16 protein-coding genes are annotated in these 16,213 nt (G+C 41.6%); 6 read left to right on the top strand and 10 right to left on the bottom strand.

Features of this window, described 5'->3' with window-relative positions:
- Window positions 1–87: 87 nt before the first annotated feature.
- The 6 genes from V7L20_RS29550 to V7L20_RS29575 form a co-directional block, all read right to left on the bottom strand.
- On the bottom strand, window positions 88–708 hold the full coding sequence (locus V7L20_RS29550) for a hypothetical protein (RefSeq protein ID WP_334747493.1): 621 nt from the start codon (window positions 706–708) through the stop codon (window positions 88–90).
- Between the two features lie 45 nt (window positions 709–753).
- The gene (locus tag V7L20_RS29555; RefSeq protein WP_334747494.1) at window positions 754–1,776 is read right to left on the bottom strand and encodes a glucokinase; all 1,023 of its coding nucleotides are present in this window, start codon (window positions 1,774–1,776) and stop codon (window positions 754–756) included.
- A gap of 90 nt (window positions 1,777–1,866) precedes the next feature.
- A complete protein-coding gene (locus V7L20_RS29560; protein ID WP_334747495.1) occupies window positions 1,867–2,514 on the bottom strand; it encodes a histidine phosphatase family protein in 648 nt (215 codons plus the stop codon).
- A gap of 156 nt (window positions 2,515–2,670) precedes the next feature.
- Complete coding sequence (locus V7L20_RS29565) at window positions 2,671–3,723, bottom strand: endonuclease NucS domain-containing protein (protein WP_334747496.1); 1,053 nt, start codon at window positions 3,721–3,723, stop codon at window positions 2,671–2,673.
- A gap of 71 nt (window positions 3,724–3,794) precedes the next feature.
- The gene (locus tag V7L20_RS29570) at window positions 3,795–4,358 is read right to left on the bottom strand and encodes a Uma2 family endonuclease (RefSeq protein ID WP_334747497.1); all 564 of its coding nucleotides are present in this window, start codon (window positions 4,356–4,358) and stop codon (window positions 3,795–3,797) included.
- Between the two features lie 33 nt (window positions 4,359–4,391).
- Window positions 4,392–5,123 carry an ABC transporter ATP-binding protein gene (locus tag V7L20_RS29575; RefSeq protein WP_334747498.1) on the bottom strand — a complete coding sequence of 244 codons (732 nt, stop codon included), beginning with the start codon at window positions 5,121–5,123 and terminating at the stop codon, window positions 4,392–4,394.
- 177 nt (window positions 5,124–5,300) lie between these two features.
- Here V7L20_RS29575 and V7L20_RS29580 point away from each other — a divergent pair, with 177 nt between their 5' ends.
- The 3 genes from V7L20_RS29580 (at window position 5,301) to V7L20_RS29590 (ending at window position 6,627) form a co-directional block, all read left to right on the top strand.
- Window positions 5,301–6,140 (top strand): DUF4351 domain-containing protein, encoded by an 840-nt coding sequence (locus V7L20_RS29580; protein ID WP_334747499.1) that lies wholly within the window; start codon window positions 5,301–5,303, stop codon window positions 6,138–6,140.
- A 61-nt stretch (window positions 6,141–6,201) separates the two neighbouring features.
- On the top strand, window positions 6,202–6,381 hold the full coding sequence (locus V7L20_RS29585) for a hypothetical protein (RefSeq protein WP_334747500.1): 180 nt from the start codon (window positions 6,202–6,204) through the stop codon (window positions 6,379–6,381).
- Window positions 6,382–6,426: 45 nt separating this feature from the next.
- The gene (locus V7L20_RS29590; protein WP_334747501.1) at window positions 6,427–6,627 is read left to right on the top strand and encodes a hypothetical protein; all 201 of its coding nucleotides are present in this window, start codon (window positions 6,427–6,429) and stop codon (window positions 6,625–6,627) included.
- A 39-nt stretch (window positions 6,628–6,666) separates the two neighbouring features.
- Here the strand turns inward: V7L20_RS29590 and V7L20_RS29595 are convergent, their stop codons facing one another.
- Window positions 6,667–7,707 (bottom strand): chemotaxis protein CheB, encoded by a 1,041-nt coding sequence (locus V7L20_RS29595; protein ID WP_334747502.1) that lies wholly within the window; start codon window positions 7,705–7,707, stop codon window positions 6,667–6,669.
- Window positions 7,708–7,715: 8 nt separating this feature from the next.
- On the opposite strand from V7L20_RS29595, the gene V7L20_RS29600 reads away from it, so the two are divergent.
- From V7L20_RS29600 to V7L20_RS29610, 3 genes are all read left to right on the top strand, one after another.
- Window positions 7,716–7,931, top strand: a complete 216-nt coding sequence (locus V7L20_RS29600; RefSeq protein WP_334747503.1) for a hypothetical protein — start codon at window positions 7,716–7,718, stop codon at window positions 7,929–7,931.
- Between the two features lie 330 nt (window positions 7,932–8,261).
- Complete coding sequence (locus V7L20_RS29605; protein WP_334747504.1) at window positions 8,262–12,071, top strand: CheR family methyltransferase; 3,810 nt, start codon at window positions 8,262–8,264, stop codon at window positions 12,069–12,071.
- A gap of 426 nt (window positions 12,072–12,497) precedes the next feature.
- On the top strand, window positions 12,498–13,415 hold the full coding sequence (locus tag V7L20_RS29610; protein ID WP_334747505.1) for an Rpn family recombination-promoting nuclease/putative transposase: 918 nt from the start codon (window positions 12,498–12,500) through the stop codon (window positions 13,413–13,415).
- A 22-nt stretch (window positions 13,416–13,437) separates the two neighbouring features.
- Here the strand turns inward: V7L20_RS29610 and V7L20_RS29615 are convergent, their stop codons facing one another.
- From V7L20_RS29615 to V7L20_RS29625, 3 genes are read right to left on the bottom strand one after another with little or no spacing between them, the layout of a single operon-like run.
- Window positions 13,438–14,229, bottom strand: a complete 792-nt coding sequence (locus V7L20_RS29615; RefSeq protein WP_334747506.1) for an ABC transporter ATP-binding protein — start codon at window positions 14,227–14,229, stop codon at window positions 13,438–13,440.
- A 55-nt stretch (window positions 14,230–14,284) separates the two neighbouring features.
- Window positions 14,285–15,241 (bottom strand): branched-chain amino acid ABC transporter permease, encoded by a 957-nt coding sequence (locus tag V7L20_RS29620; protein ID WP_334747507.1) that lies wholly within the window; start codon window positions 15,239–15,241, stop codon window positions 14,285–14,287.
- Window positions 15,242–15,255: 14 nt separating this feature from the next.
- Entirely contained in the window at window positions 15,256–16,206 is a 951-nt protein-coding gene (locus V7L20_RS29625) for a branched-chain amino acid ABC transporter permease (protein WP_334747508.1), read from the bottom strand.
- Window positions 16,207–16,213: the final 7 nt, after the last annotated feature.

Raw genomic sequence — 16,213 nt, forward strand, 5'->3', positions numbered from 1 at the left:
TAACTGAAATTTAAACGTGAGAATAAATCTAAAATCCAAACATCGTAAATTAATTGATAAGCCCCTGACTTGATTGCTGGGGTCAATCTAAAATTCAAAATTGCCTGGCTTTTTCAAAACTACATGGAAAGAATTTAGATACCCAGTAATGGTTTTAGCTAATGTCTTCTGCTGTTTTTTTGTAGTTATTGCCATTACTTGATATAATCTTCCTTCAGCAACATACATTCTATTTCTAGTGATTTTCCCGCCAGAATTGATGTACTCAATTTCTTTGCCAGGATGATTATTGGAACTACGAATATTCCTTTGACTAATTAAATTGCTTTTCGTAGTCTTTAAAGCCATATCCCGTGCGTTATTAAGTACAGCTTGGGGGTCAGTTATTTGACCATAACTATAAGGAAAATCATTGTAAGCAACTACATAAGCTACTTGCTGTTTTGGTGGTTGAGCGACAAATATTTCTAAAGTAATTTCCCCCATGTAAGTTTTTTGGTATTCGGTATTTCTGTTGGGGCTTCCTGGCATCAAAATACTAAAGCATCCATCTGGAGCGTTGAATAACTTCCATTGTGGCTGCACGGGTTGAGAAACCTTTGGTTTGACAACAGCCGTGGTAGGTTTGGCTTGACGCGCTTCCACAAAAACACAACCACCATAGACAAGTGTGGCGGCGATTAATGACAACAGACTTTTAATTGTCATATTTTTTGCCTTTTGAGATGCTGATCTCACTGATGATGCTAGCTGTTATAACCTAGCAGCGCATAAAGCAGCACCTATTAGCCCCACTTGTGGGTTGAGGATAACATACACGGGGATCTCTTCAAGGAGGCGGCGCATCCTGCCTTTTTGAGTGAAATTTAATAAGAAATCGTTGTTTTGAATTAAGGGCAGGATTTTGGGCGCAATTCCGCCAGCAATGTATAAACCACCATAAGGTAGGAGTTTAAGGGCAAGATTGCCAGCTTCTGCACCGTAAGCCTCTATAAATAATTGCAAAGTTTGTTCACACAGGCGATCGCGTTCTTCTAATGCAGCCTTACCAATAACAGCACCAGCATCGATTTTCTCTTCTTGTCCGGCTTGTTGTTCCCAAGTTCTGACGACTTGGGCAATATCAGGTGATTCGGCGGCAAATTTGCGATCGCGCAAAAATTGGTAAATTGCCACAATTCCCATTCCAGAAACCACACGTTCTACAGAAACGCGCTGGATATCATGCTTACCCAGCAGGTATTTTAACAGTTGAAACTCGATCTCGTTCCGAGGAGCAAAGTCAGCGTGTCCACCTTCTGAAGAAAATACTTGATACTCGTTTCCCTGTTTAATTAAAAATCCTTGTCCTAAGCCAGTACCAGCACCAATAATTGCAATAGGGGCTTCGGGTTGAGATTTGCCAACTTGCAATGTCAGTAAGTCTTGTTCTTGTAAACCTGAAATGCCATAGCCAACGGCGGCGAAGTCGTTAATCAAAGAAATATGCGGGATATTCAATTCTTCTTCTAAACGTTCGGTATCTAGGAACCAGGCTAAATTGGTCAGTTTGGCAGTATTTTTGACAATAGGGCCTGCGATCGCAAAACAAGCCTTTTCTGGTGTTAATGTGTTAGCTTTGAGCAAAAACTGCTGCACTATCGGTACTAAATCAGGAAAATCGGCACTGTGGTAACTTTCCTGATAAATAGTATGTATTGCTGATGAATCTGATGTTTCAACCAATTGCAGAATAGTTTTTGTACCGCCGATGTCTCCTGCTAGTAACAAAGTCATAGAATTTATTAGTGAATTAAATTACTTCTTTTGTTTTGTAAGATATACCCAACCTAGCAGAAGTCATGAACGCAAATCTCTATCAGAGGTTTAAGCAAATCGAATAACTTCTTCTATATGGGTTAAATGGGAAGTATCTCCCTTTAGTTCTAATAACCATTCTGGATCTTCGCGTACCACTTTTACTAGAGAACATAAAGAAGCCTTAACTTCTGTTTTGGCAATTTCCCCTACTAACCCCATTGCTCCTCCCAACACAGATGCACCATGTGCTATTAGCAGGATATCCTCTGGAAGGAACTCAGTAGCTAAACATCTAGCAGTTTGCCCAGAACGTTCTCGCACTTGTTCGCGAGTTTCAGGATAATTAGCGGCGATGCGCGGAGTATAGCTAGTGTCTATTCTAGGGAATAACTCTGCTAACGCTGGAATTGAGAGTCTTTCGGGTTCTTCTGTCATCCAAACTGGGTTTAGCCATTCACTCAAGCCTGTTTCCAATTTGATTGGTAAGTTGAGCATTTCTGCAACTGCGTTTGCCGTCTGTACGGTTCGCAGGAAAGGAGAAGCGAAAATATGGGTAATCTTTTCTCCTTTTAATCGTTTAGCTAACTGTTGTGCCTGCACCATACCATCATCAGACAAGGGTGGATCGTAGCGTCGTTCGGCGGTAAGAAACCAATCAGGGTTTACAAAGTCGAGGCGGTTAGCGTGTCTTGCGATCCAGATTATTTGACTCATGGGTTTAATTATTCCGGTGAATAGAATTCGCCGCTAAACAAATATATAGATATCTGCAAGGAGGGCTACAAATATTAATATATGACAAAAATCGTAATAATATTTAATAATATTAATAATTAGGAAAAGTTATAAATGCTGTGAATGTAGCTTTTCTTAAAGCCTTTTTAGCCAAGTCTCTAAAGCAATATCGACTAACTCATTCAAAGTTTTTCGAGATTTAATAGCATTTTGATACTCTTGATGTCGTCTTTTGTCTTCATTGATGTATTCCGTTTCACTCACTTCTTTGCTACCTATTTTGTACCTTATACCTCCTGAATGACTCCATAATATTTTCATTTCAACTCCCCTTTGACGCTGTTTTTCAGTTTTACTAATTACTTTTGTACGAATTCCTTTTGGTACATGGTCTTCAATTAAAGTATGATTTTCCCAATCTGTCAAAATTTTCATTCTGCCAGTCTTTTTACCATCAGAATAGTTCAAAGGCAACCATAAAAATAATACTGGCTGTCCCTTACTATCGGAACAAATTTCAGCACAAAAACAACTTTTTGCTTTTCCATATTTAATGCTACCAGACACTGAAATTTCTTGCATACGTATATCAAATATAAGAATTTTATGCCGGATATTTATTAACTGTTCTTTTTGCTGAGGATTACAAAAACTCAAAATTTTATTAAGTATTTTTGGTGGCTGAGGAAGATCCTCAAGAGAAATATTGTTTTCTTTATAATGAAGTTCTATCTCTGAAATTTTTTGATTATCAATATCTCTTAAATATAAATAAAATCTTTCATCATCTGTCAAAATTTCAAAACGCAAAAACTCAATAGAAAGACAGTTATACTTTCTATCTGTAAAATTATCTCTATGAAATCTGGCTGTAATCGCTATTAAACCAATGGGTTGTCCATAATCAACCTCTTCCTGAAAGGGTTTATTCTCAAGTAAAGCTTCATAATATCGAGTTAGTTGCTGAACAATATATCTATCTTCACCGTTTTTCAATTCCAACACTACTAACTGTCTCTTCTCATTCAAGGCTAAAATATCGCAAATTTGACCTTTAATATAATATTGTCGCTTTAGCGGAATTAACCCGAAAAGTTCCTTTAAATTAGCCCAGACAAAATCTTCTAAATCAGCTTCAGTCGCAAATTTCCAACTATTACCCGTTTTTATTAAATTTACGAAATCCATTATCTGGCTCTAACTTGAGTAAATTACTACCTTTAGTATTCCCAAAGCTAGATATGAATTTATACAAGTGCTTACAACTTCAACCATCCAAATAGTTGCCCTACAGTTAATTGAAAATCACTAAATAAATCGGGAACTGGTAATATTTCTTGTGATTCTTGTAAAAGTTCTGGTTGCTGCTTTGGTGGATCAACTAAAACAGAATGATCGCCTGGATCAATTAACCAACCTAAACGACTACCATGTTTTAAACAATGTAAAATATTTCCGGTTACTTTAGTCTGACTTTGTTCTGGTGAAAGAATCTCAATTGTCCAGTCTGGATATGTCTTGAAGACATTAGCGACATCTCCACGCTCATCTAGGGGAATCCGTTCCCAAGCAAATACAGCTACATCAGGTACAATTGAACGACCGCCAAAAGTACACCGCAATTCTGGAAATGCAAGGGCAACTCTTTGAGGTTTGGCTATAGAATTGATATTACTTACTAGTTCACTTTGAAGAATACTATGTTTTCCTTGTGGCATTGGTTTTTGAATAATTTGACCGTTGATGTATTCTGAGCTAGGCTTTGTTTCTGGTAGTTTCAAAAACTCTTCTAGAGTTAGGGGTTTAGTTGGTGATTTTACCATCTGCTTTTACCTCTCCATTTTTAATTTAAATAATCACCCTAAATAAGCCTTTTTAACTCGCTCATCACTAATTAATTCTGATGCTGCGCCTGTTAAGGTAATAGAACCGGCTTCCAAAACATAACCACGATCGGCAATTTGTAGTGCCAGATTAGCGTTTTGTTCAACTAACAAAATAGTCACGCCTGTCGCCCGGAGATTTTCAATAATAGAGAAGATTTCTCGGACGATCGCAGGTGCTAAACCTAAGCTAGGCTCATCTAAAAGTAAGAGTTGTGGTTTACTCATGACAGCACGAGCGATCGCTAACATTTGTTGTTCGCCACCACTGAGGGTTCCTGCTAGTTGATTGCGTCTTTGTGACAAGCGTGGAAATAGCTCAAATTGGCGCTGAATATCTGCTTTTATCTCTGCTTGATTAGAACGGATATAAGCACCTAATAGTAAATTATCAAATACTGTCTGCCGCACTAATACTCTGCGTCCTTCAGGACAGTGGGCAATACCAAGTTGTACAACTTCGTGAGTTTGGCGGCGGTTAATATTATGTCCATTATAGATAATTACGCCACTTTTAGGATTAACTACTTTAGATATGGCGCGAAGTGTAGTAGTTTTTCCCGCACCATTAGCACCAATTAGAGTAACTACCTCGCCTTTTTGAATCATTAAATTAATCTTTTTCAGAGCTTGGATGCCGCCATAATTAACATCAAGTTCTTGAACTTCTAAAATTGTATAGTCTGGTCTACTTTCGGATTTCATCGGCGGTTTACATCCAGAAATGTTGATTCAAAACCTAAGATACATCAATCATACATTTCTTAAAACAGTGCGTAGGCGTAGCCCATTGTAGACATTGCTTCAATTTAAAAACCAACGCCAAAATACTACAATCTTTATGGTGTACCATTAATTACTGATAAAGATATCAAGTGTCCTGTGGGAAAAGCAGCAGATATTGGTAGCAAACGACTAATCAATTTAGCTCCCGATGCATGGGTACAGTGGGTAACACAGCGTCCTGAAGTCGTGGCGAAAGAAATTCTTGGCTCTGAGTTTCACTGGATTAGCCAGGAAACAGATGTGTTAGTAAAAGCATACAGTGCCACTGATGGGGATTTTCTAGTACTAAATGAACTACAACTGCATTACACAGCACAGATCCCTCTAAGGATGAGAGCCTATGCAGCCTTGGCACAAGAACGCTATCGATTGCCAACTTACCCAGTATTGATCAACATTTTACCGCCTCCATCCACGTTAACTATTGCCAGTAGTTACGAGCAGGAATTTTTGGGATTACGTGCTATCCAAGATTATCGCGTGATTAATTTGTGGGAAATCGATGCCGAGATAGTATTTGAGCAACCATTACCATCGTTGTTACCCTTTGTGCCAATCCTGCAAGGAGGGGGAGAAGTATCAGTTGTGCAACGGGCATTACAGGCGCTACGAGCAGATGAACAGTTGAACGAGTTAGAATCATTGCTGGCATTTTTTGCGAGCTTTGTGTTAGACACGCCTTTAGTGGAACAAATCATGAGGTGGGATATGGCAGTATTGCGAGAATCGCCTTGGTATCATGAAATTGAGCAAAGCGGTATTCAGCAGGGTGCGCTACGGCAGCTAATTCGGGTATTGGAACAACGCTTTGGTGAAATTTCCCATGAAGCAGAAATAAGGCTTGAGGGCAAGAATGTGGAGCAATTAGAAACTTTAATGGATAGCGCGATCGCTGTGAGTTCTTTAGAGGAATTTGTGAGTATTTTGTCTATTTGAGCAAACAGCGATCGCCTTTAGATTTTTCACAATTCCACGTTTGAGGGTGCGTAAGCCCTTTGTGGCTACCCGAATTCAATCAACGACTGCCCGAATTCAATCAACGACTGTCCGAATTCAATCAACGACTGTCCGAATTCAATCAACGACTGTCCGAATTCAATCAACGACTGCCCAAATTCAATCAACGACTGTCCGAATTCAATCAACGACTGCCCGAATTCAATCAACGACTGTCTGAATTCAATCAACGACTGCCCGAATTCAATATAGGAACTTCGCAAATTTGCTTTTATTAAACACGAAAGCGATCGCTTTGCCAACGCCTGCCGTAGGATGCCCGAACGCGAGTGCGTCTCCTGTCTTGAGAAGGGCTGTAGGGCGATCGCTTTCAGGCGGGCGCTTAAGCTGCCATCGCGCTTTGTTTGAGATTTGCCTGTTCACTGGTTGTTTGCGTCTCGTCAGCACTAGCACTAATGACGACTGATATCAAAGGAGGTGCTATCACAACAGGAGCAGTCTCTCCTTACTCCTGCTGTTCTTGAGTTGACTCTACAATGTTTCGGTTCGTAGCAAAGCCATTGAGGATTAATCCGCGAATAATTGACACCTCTTTGTCTAAATTACGCGCATAATCTTCATATTTTGTAGTTGCCTCCAGCAAATTGTAACTTTTCATTTGTTCAGCCATTTGACGCGAAAATGTTACCTTTTCCTCTAAAGCTCGAACAGCCGACCACAAGGCATTTTCAATATTCTCAGTTTGTTCACTCAATAAAACATCGGCAGTAAAGGAATGCCCAGTATGGCAGCGAAATCGCAGCGGCTTCGAGTCCTTAATTTGCCAAATAGTCCCATTACATTGAGGACAAGTATAAGTCGTGCGAGTCCCAATCTCCTCTACATTCTCTAAAAACTCTTTAGTATTCATTTGCTGTAGAGCAATGTTTGACTCAATCTCCATTTCTTTTGGTATTGGATAAGCTTTTTCTTCTGCTGCTGGTTCCTTAGTTAAACGGACTAACAGGTCTGGGATTTCTGCTAGTGTTAGGCAGTAATCGACCTTGACAAACTGTAATGCACTCTTTACCATACTGGGGTATTGTGCCTCCTGTGGGTCTTGCACTATGGCAACTCCGCCTCGCTTTTTAACCGCTTGTAAACCTACTGTGCCATCATCCAGGTAGCCAGTGAGAATTACACCCACAACCCTGGGGCCATAAGTAATCGCGGCGGAACGAAATAACGCATCAATTGCGGGTCGAAATTTGTTCTCGTGAGGGCCACGCACCACCCGGAGATATTCTTGGGTGACTAATAAATGATGATCTGGCGGAGCAATGTAAATGTGTCCTTTTTGAATTTTCTCACCATCCTTGGGGTGGGATGTGGAAAGAGAGCTTACGCTTTCAAAAATCTGGGGCAGGAGACTGGGTTTGTCTGCTGCCAGGTGTTGAACAATCAACAATACAGCATCAATGTCGGCAGGCAAAGCACTAATGATGGTAGTCAGTGCTTTGAGTCCACCCGCTGAAGTTCCAATAACGATGATGTCGTGTCCAGGCATAGATTTCTTTGTTTGATGCTAGTTACCAAGAAAGGCAGGAGGCAGAGGGTAAAAATTTTACTATTCCTGAGATTCACGCTTGTCATTATGTCCTAGTTTATCTGGCAACTCCTATATTTATCCGTCCTGAGTCCAATGTAAATCATGCTGATTCTCTAACGAATGGTAGGTATTTTGAAGCTATTCGAGAGGTAGATGTGCTTTTGCACCTCTATACTCTTTAATAAACTATACAATTTCTCGAGTTATCGAAGAAGACACGGGGACGCGGAGCGTCCCCGTGTCTTCTTCAATGAATGCCCTGATTTTTCCTCTGCAAAAGTTGTGTGAACTAACGCAAAAGCAGTTTGCTCTAAGCTAGGCGTAACAGTAGTAACAATTAACTGTTGGGATATCGAACTAAACCTATGCCTTTAATACTCCCGCAACTGCAAGCCTTGCTGCTCACAATCAGTCTAAAATTAAGGTTAGCCAACAGAGTGCTTCCCGTCTGCTAGCGCAGTATTTTCCTAAGGACTGATCAGCCTAACAACACTCCATCCGTTCCTGGTTCTATGACTTCTAACTCACCTGCTCCAGACAATTCATCTAAATTGAATACTTCTATTGCATCTGATCTAGATCAACCCAATGCCCCTTTTCCTGTCGTCGGCATCGCTGCTTCAGCGGGTGGGCTAGAAGCATTTACAGAGCTAATCAGTTATCTACCTACAGATACGGGTATGTCATTTGTGCTGATTCAGCATTTATCCCCGGACTACGAAAGCTTGCTGTCGGAAATTCTAGGTAGAGTGACCGAAATGGTTGTGTATCAAGCGCAAGACCAGATGATAATCGAGCCAAATAAGGTTTACGTCATTCCGCCTAACACTCAGATGACGCTAAGGAATGGAATGCTGCATTTGGCTCCCCGCCAGAAAACTTCTGGAAGGTATATGCCCGGAGATACGTTTTTCTCCTCATTGGCAGCGGAGCAGGGCAACAAAGCGATCGCTATCGTTCTATCGGGTACTGATGGAGACGGGGCGCAAGGACTGAAAGCCGTCAAGGTTGCAGGAGGCGTCACCTTTGCTCAGTCCCAAAGCACGGCAAGATTTGACGATATGCCGAATACTGCCGTTGCCACCGGAAACGTTGATTTTGTGCTGCCGCCTGAAGCCATTGCTGAAAAACTGGTAGCTCTTAGTCATAGTCCCTTTTTGCTTGACCCAAAGCCGCTAACGGTGATCGAACAACCGCCTCAACCAGGTGATGCTTTGACCATCATTTTTGCGCTCCTGCGGACGAGAACTGGCGTTGACTTTACCCTCTACAAACCGACAACACTGGATCGACGAATACAGCGACGGATGCTGTTGTATAAGTTAGAAAACCTGGAAGACTACGCTCAGTACCTGCAAGCGCATCCTAATGAAGTGCAAGCGCTGTATGAAGAAATCCTGATCCACGTCACCAGTTTCTTCCGTGACCCAGAAGCCTTTGAATACTTGAAAACCCAGGTTTTTCCTAGCATTAGTCAAAACAAATCAGTAGACAATCCGATTCGGATTTGGGTGGCGGGATGTTCAACGGGTGAAGAAGTTTATACGATTGCTATTTGCCTATTAGAGTTTTTCAGCGATTGCGCCAGCCTCCCTCCAATTCAGATATTTGCCACAGACATCAGCGAAACTGCGATCGACAAAGCTCGCTCGGGTTTTTATTTAGACACTCAGTTACAAGGAATTTCACCGCAGCGCCGCAACCGCTTTTTTGTGGCATTGGCAAGCGGTGGCTATCAAGTTAGCAGCACTGTCCGCGAACTGTGCGTCTTTGCTCGGCATAATTTGGGGAGCGACCCGCCATTCTCGAATCTCGACTTGATTAGCTGTCGCAACGTGCTGATTTACTTATCAGATTCGTTGCAGGAATACATTATGTCCCTGTTTCACTACAGTCTCAACTTGGCTGGCTTTTTGATGTTAGGTAGTTCAGAAAGCGTCAAAAACTCTTCAGACCTGTTTAAGTCTGTCAACGAGACCTTGAAAATCTATGCGAGAAATTTAAGCTTGACCCGTCCTTTGTTTTCGTTCACCACTAGTTCTTACCCCACCAGGAGCATTGAGCGGCAGCGAAGAACTGAAACCATCACTGTTAATTTTGATTTAGCGCGAGAAGTCGAGCAAATAATCTCAAATCGCTACGCGCCTGTATCTGTCGTAGTCGATAACCAGATGCAGATTTTGCAACTGCGAGGAGACACCGATCTCTACCTGAAGTTGCCTGCTGACACAACCAACTTAAATGTGCTGTTGATGGCAAGAGAAGGATTGACCGTCGCCCTGCAAACGGCAATTTATCAAGCCCAAACCCAAAACCTTTCAGTTCGACAAGAGCAAATCCGCATTGAAGCGGGTGAGCGCTCGACCATCTTGAATTTGGAAGTGATTCCATTCAAACCTGCGACTGCTACCACCAACCCTCTCTATTTCCTGCTGATTTTTGAAGCGGCTTTACCTGCGGTTCAACTAAGCCTTGCTACTGCTCAAAGCCAAGAATCAGAAAAGGAAAGCTTAGAGCGTGAAATTATTCAGCTACGGCAGGCGCTAGCAGCCGTGACGCAACGCGAATTTTTAGTTCAAGCGCATCTGCAAGCGGTGGTTCAAGAACACAATTATCTCAACCAAAGCCTGCGAGTGGCGAACGAAGAAATTGTGTCGAGCAACGAGGAGTTGCAAAGCACAAATGAAGAACTCCAAACGGCTAAAGAAGAGATTCAAGCCACCAATGAAGAACTCTCCACAACCAACGACGAACTTCGCAGCCGCAACTTGCGCCAAAACCGAGACAATAGCGATCTGAATAATTTTATTGACAGTATCAATATTCCGATTGTGATGCTGACCAACGATTTAATTATTCACCGCTTTACGCCCGCAGCCCGGCGACTCTTCAATTTCATCCTTGCCGATGTCGGGCGACCTTTTAGCGACATCCGCACCAATTTTGACGTTCCCAACTTAGAATCGATGATATTAGAGGTACTAGAGACACTTAACACCAAAGAACAGGAGATTCAAACTCAAGCAGGCTATTGGTATACCCTCCGCATTCGCCCCTATCGCACAACAGAAAACCAGATTGATGGGGTGACAATGGTTTTCCAGGATGTTGACGCGCTTAAACGCCATACCGCCACCTTAGAGTTAGCTCGTCAGCAGGCAGAAACCGCTAACCGAGCCAAAGATGAATTCCTCTCGAACCTCTCGCATGAACTCCGCAATCCCCTAAACATCATCCAGGGCTGGACACAAATGCTACGCACCCGCAGACTCGATCAAGCCACGGTAACTAGTGCTTTAGAAATCATTGAGCGGAATGTAAAAGCGCAATCTCAGTTAATTAATGATATTTTAGATACCTCTCGGATTGTCAATGGTAAGCTCAATCTCAGTACCCGCCCGATTGATCTGCTTTTAGTAGTGCAAGCCGCAATCGAGACAGTGCAATTATTAGCCGAAGCAAAAAATATTCAAATCGTTTCAAACTTGAGTTCTGAGATAATCGTCGGCGATACCGAGCGCTTGCAGCAAGTCCTGTATAATCTTTTATTGAATGCGATCAAATTTACGCCCGAAGGTGGACGAGTCGAAGTTAGGCTCATGTCTGATAGAACTCACGTTCAAGTTCAAGTCAGTGATACAGGACAAGGAATTTCGCCAGACTTGTTGCCGTATATTTTTGAGCGATTTCGTCAAGGAGATTCCAGCACCACGAAAGCGAAGCCAGGGCTGGGACTGGGGCTATCGATCGCGCAGTATCTGGTTGAACTGCATGGTGGCACAATTCAGGCAGAGAGTCTGGGTTCAGGACAAGGAGCAACGTTCACCGTCAGGCTGCCAAAAAGGGATCTACAAGAGGAATTTACACTGTCGAGCGATTTAGAGCCGACTGCGTTAGAAGTCGCTCCAGATCGTTTGAGCGATCCTGTCCCCTCATTGTCAGGTTTGCAGATTTTAGCGGTTGACGATCAAGCCGATGCCCGTGACATACTTAAATTTATGCTGGAAGGGTACGGGGCTGAAGTGCTGACCGTGGCATCTGCAAGAGTTGCTCTAGCGGTTATAAGTAAAAACCCTAGTCGGTACGATCTGCTAATCTGCGATCTTGGAATGCCACAGGAAGATGGCTACTGGTTGATTCGGCAAGTGCGATCGCTGAGTGCAGAAGCCGGAGGACAAATTCCAGCCATTGTGCTGACTGCCTATGTAAGTGAGTCAGAACAACAACTGAGCATTGAGGCTGGGTTTCAAATGCACGTTGCTAAACCTGTCGAGCCAGATCGATTAGCGTTGTTCGTTGCAGACCTAACAGGACGAGCTTAGAAAATTGGCAGCAAATGTTGTGTACACTTGCTCCCTTCCGATTAATTTATCAGCAGTAAAACTATTACTAGAAGAATCGGCAATCGCTTTGAAATCGCCACTGTTGATTGCTGTTAGCTAATTCTGCTTAACCTGTGCTTGTACAGATTGTGCCATCAACAACGGCAGAAAAATCATTATTAACAATAGCCAAGTATTAGATGGCTATGGCACAAACCTATCATATCATGTCCGGTTGAACAGTTGTCATGTCATTGTGAGCGAAGCGAAGCAATCCCAAAATCTTTGCGATTGCTTCACTTCGTACCCTACGCTCAGGCTGCGCCAACGCAATGACGAACTATCTTATATTTATTTATATCCATCTACTTAATGTCATGCTTCAAGTTACGATAAATCTTACTTATTGAGAGCATCTACACCCTGATGACAAGGCCCGCCGATGTCAGCACCAAAAAATTAATTAGCCTTGCACCCGATAACTGGGTAAGATGGGTAACGCAGATTTCTGATGTCGTTGCTGAAGAAATTGTAAGTGGCGAATTTCAGTGGATTAGCCGGGAAACTGATGTTTTAATCCGTGTCAACAGTCCCCAACACGGAGAATTTCTGCTTCTTAACGAATTGCAATTACGCTATCAATCCAAAATGCCACGTCGGATGCGTGCATACGCTGCACTTGCAGAAGAAAAATATAACTTGCCAACATACCCCGTTCTGATTAACATTCTTAAAACTGGCAACAACGAAATACCCACAAGCTTTACATCAAATATTGCTGGATTACGGGCAATACAAGATTATCGGGTAATTAACCTGTGGGAAGTTGATGTCAATATTGCTTTTCAACAACCCTTACCATCCTTACTACCCTTTGTGCCTATTCTCAAAGGTGGTGAAAATGAATCTACTATTAGAGAAGCATTGCAAATTCTCCGTGCTAATGAACAACTAAACCAACTAGAAACAGTCTTAGCTTTTTTTGCTACGTTTGTTTTAGAAACTGCACTCGTTCAAGAAATCATGAGGTGGGATATGACTGTATTACATGAGTCGCCTTGGTATCAAGAAATTTTACGCGAAGGAGAAGCACGCGGAGAAGCACGCGGAGAGGCACGCGGAGAGGCACGCGGAGAGGCACGCGGAGAGGCACGCGGAGAGGCACGCGGACAGCTGCAAGGAATACTTTCTGGTATTGAAATTAATTTGGAGTTAAAATTTGGCAACAACGGGTTACAGTTAATGCCACAAATCACGGAAATTAATGATATAGAGCGTTTGAAGATAATTTTACGGAACGTTGTAACAGCAAATAATATTGAGGAATTACAACAGGTTTTATAATTGTAAGATAGATAATTAGATATTATTCATTTCCCAAATAAGCTTCAATTACAGCCGGATTATTTCTGACAACTGCTGGTTCACCCAAAGCAATCAATTGCCCAAAATCTAATACGGCAATGCGATCGCACAAACCCATAACCAATGGTACATGGTGTTCTATAAGGATGATCGTCAAATTAAAGCGATCGCGCAGGCTACGGATAAATTTACTGAGTTGCTGCTTTTCGTTGGGGTTCATCCCCGCCGCAGGTTCATCGAGAAGTAAAATTTGCGGTTCTAATGCTAAAGCGCGGGCAATTTCTAAGCGACGTTGATCGCCGTAGGCAAAGTTTTTGGCTTTTTCGTCAGAGCGATCGCTTAATCCTACCAAATCCAATAAGTCTAAAGCTTTCTGCTTAGTTTTAAACTCTTCACTAGGTGCTGGTGGTAATCCCAAAACACCTGCAATCATATTACTTTTAGTATGTAAATGCCGAGCAATGATCACATTTTCTAATGCCGATAATTCCCCAAATAAACGGATATTTTGGAAAGTACGAGCGATACCTAACCTAGCAATTTTATGAGGACGCAGTTGAGAAAGTTCTGCACCTTGATAAATTAATTTACCGCTAGAAGGTGGAATGAAAGCAGTAATCAAATTAAATAGTGTTGTTTTGCCAGCACCATTAGGGCCAATCAGTCCAAAAATCTCATATTTTTTTACACTAAAAGATACATTATTTACCGCCACTAAACCACCAAAGCGACGAGTCAATGCTCTTGCTTCTAAAACAATACTGCTGTTATTTTCTATAATCCTATCTGACATTTGTACATATTATTAGGAATAGTAAGACTTATGCAATAACTCTCTAAAACTTTTCTTACTTTGCGCCCTTTGCGGCCTTTGCGGTTCGTTTTTCCATGATTTTCCGTCTTTTAAAAACATCTGGAGTAATTAGCCCTTGAGGAAAAAAGATTGTACCTATTACTATTAAAAAACCAAAAATAATTAATCTCCCATCGCGCAAAAATTGTGCTAACCAATTAGGTAAACCACCAGTATCAGCAAGACTTCGCAAAATTTCTGGTAAAGCTGTAAACACCATACCTCCGACTACCGGGCCTAAAAAAGTTCTCGAACCACCAATTAAAACAAAAGTTAAATATATAATACTAGAATCAAAAGTACCTTGACGAGCATTCCAGGTATTGAGAAAGTGGGCGCTAATTGCACCTACAACCCCTGCAAGTATAGCCCCTAGTGTAAACGCCAAAACTTTGTAATAAGTTGGATCAATTCCCATTGCACCCGCAGCTAATTCATCTTCGCGGATAGCGATAAATGCCCTTCCCACACGGATGCGTTCTAATCGATAAAGTAGCACCATACTAATTAATAGTAAAGGCAGAGCAATCCATAAATATTCAATTGGTGTTTGGAAAGGTTGAGGAATGCCAAAAATTCCAACAGCACCGCCTGTAATATCTAGATTAAGGGAGATGACGCGCAGAACTTCTACAAAAGCGATAGTAGCGATCGCTAAATAAATTCCTCGCAATCTCAATGCTGGAATTCCCACTATTATACCTAATAGGCCAGAAATTATTCCAGCAATTAACATCTCCAATAACAACAAGGTAATGGGAAATAAAGGACTGGTAGATGTAAAAACTTTGGTAGATAAAATTGCTGCAATATATCCACCTAAAGCATAAAATCCTGGACTAGCTAAAGACAATTGTCCTGTCATTAGCGGTAAGTAAAGCGATAATCCTATTAGCGCTCCTAATACCATAGAGACAATTAAAGAACCATAAGTAGCGAAAAAATCAGTCATTTTAAAAATTTGGATTAAACTTTTTGAATAAACCGCCGCCCTAGCAAACCTTGGGGTCTGACTAATAGCATGATAAACAAAATTCCAAAGGCTACTGCGTCTTTATATCCAGAGAATTCAGAAGGAACAAATGCCTCAACTAATCCAATTACTAAGCCTCCCACCACTGCACCAGGAATACTACCTAAACCACCTAAGACAATTACTGCTAAACCCCGCAAACCAAAAGCAATGCCAAAATATGGCCCAGCGATACTAACACTAGAAGCAACTAAAGTTCCTGCTAATCCTGCTAAAAAACTGCTGATAAAAAATGTTAAGATGATAAAGCGATCGCTATTAATTCCTAACAAACTAGCTGTAGTTGGATCTTCTGCGATCGCTTGCATTGCCTTACCATATTTAGTCCGATTGATAAAATAGGTAAGAATTGCCACAATCACCACTGATACAGCAAAAATTACCACCTGAACACTACGAATAGGAATTGGATTATCTGTAGTACCAAAATTAATCGCAGGTGGCAAATTACCGTAAGTATTTGCCGGGTATGTGTAACTTTCTGCGCCTACTAAATACTGGATTAAATTTACAATTACCACTCCTACCCCCAAGCTGGAAACAACAGTTAGCAAGGGATCAGATCCTTGACGGCGCAAAGGTTGAAAAGCAACCCGTTCCATCACTACCCCTACTAATCCCGCCAAGGTACTTCCTAAAATTAAGGCTATAGCAAATGGTAATTTTATCGGTAAGGCTGCATTAGCAAGCAAGCCGTTAAATCCAAAGTTACCACCTATAAGTGCATAAGTGAAATATGCACCCAAGGTAAAAATCGCACCATGAGCTAAATTAATGATGCCCAAAATAGAATAAACCAACGTATATCCCAATGCAAAAATTGCATAGATACTACCGATAGATAATCCGTTCAAAAATTGTTGCAAAAATAGAGTTATATCCATGTTGCAA

This window comes from Nostoc sp. (genome assembly GCF_036916735.1).
Classification (GTDB): Bacteria; Cyanobacteriota; Cyanobacteriia; order Cyanobacteriales; family Nostocaceae; genus Nostoc.

Bases quoted from the DNA above. Each gene is read 5' to 3' on its own strand.
- V7L20_RS29550 (WP_334747493.1), bottom strand. From the start codon at position 708: ATGACAATTAAAAGTCTGTTGTCATTAATCGCCGCCACACTTGTCTAT.
- V7L20_RS29555 (WP_334747494.1), bottom strand. From the start codon at position 1,776: ATGACTTTGTTACTAGCAGGAGACATCGGCGGTACAAAAACTATTCTG.
- V7L20_RS29560 (WP_334747495.1), bottom strand. From the start codon at position 2,514: ATGAGTCAAATAATCTGGATCGCAAGACACGCTAACCGCCTCGACTTT.
- V7L20_RS29565 (WP_334747496.1), bottom strand. From the start codon at position 3,723: ATGGATTTCGTAAATTTAATAAAAACGGGTAATAGTTGGAAATTTGCG.
- V7L20_RS29570 (WP_334747497.1), bottom strand. From the start codon at position 4,358: ATGGTAAAATCACCAACTAAACCCCTAACTCTAGAAGAGTTTTTGAAA.
- V7L20_RS29575 (WP_334747498.1), bottom strand. From the start codon at position 5,123: ATGAAATCCGAAAGTAGACCAGACTATACAATTTTAGAAGTTCAAGAA.
- V7L20_RS29595 (WP_334747502.1), bottom strand. From the start codon at position 7,707: ATGCCTGGACACGACATCATCGTTATTGGAACTTCAGCGGGTGGACTC.
- V7L20_RS29605 (WP_334747504.1), top strand. From the start codon at position 8,262: ATGACTTCTAACTCACCTGCTCCAGACAATTCATCTAAATTGAATACT.
- V7L20_RS29610 (WP_334747505.1), top strand. From the start codon at position 12,498: ATGACAAGGCCCGCCGATGTCAGCACCAAAAAATTAATTAGCCTTGCA.
- V7L20_RS29615 (WP_334747506.1), bottom strand. From the start codon at position 14,229: ATGTCAGATAGGATTATAGAAAATAACAGCAGTATTGTTTTAGAAGCA.
- V7L20_RS29620 (WP_334747507.1), bottom strand. From the start codon at position 15,241: ATGACTGATTTTTTCGCTACTTATGGTTCTTTAATTGTCTCTATGGTA.
- V7L20_RS29625 (WP_334747508.1), bottom strand. From the start codon at position 16,206: ATGGATATAACTCTATTTTTGCAACAATTTTTGAACGGATTATCTATC.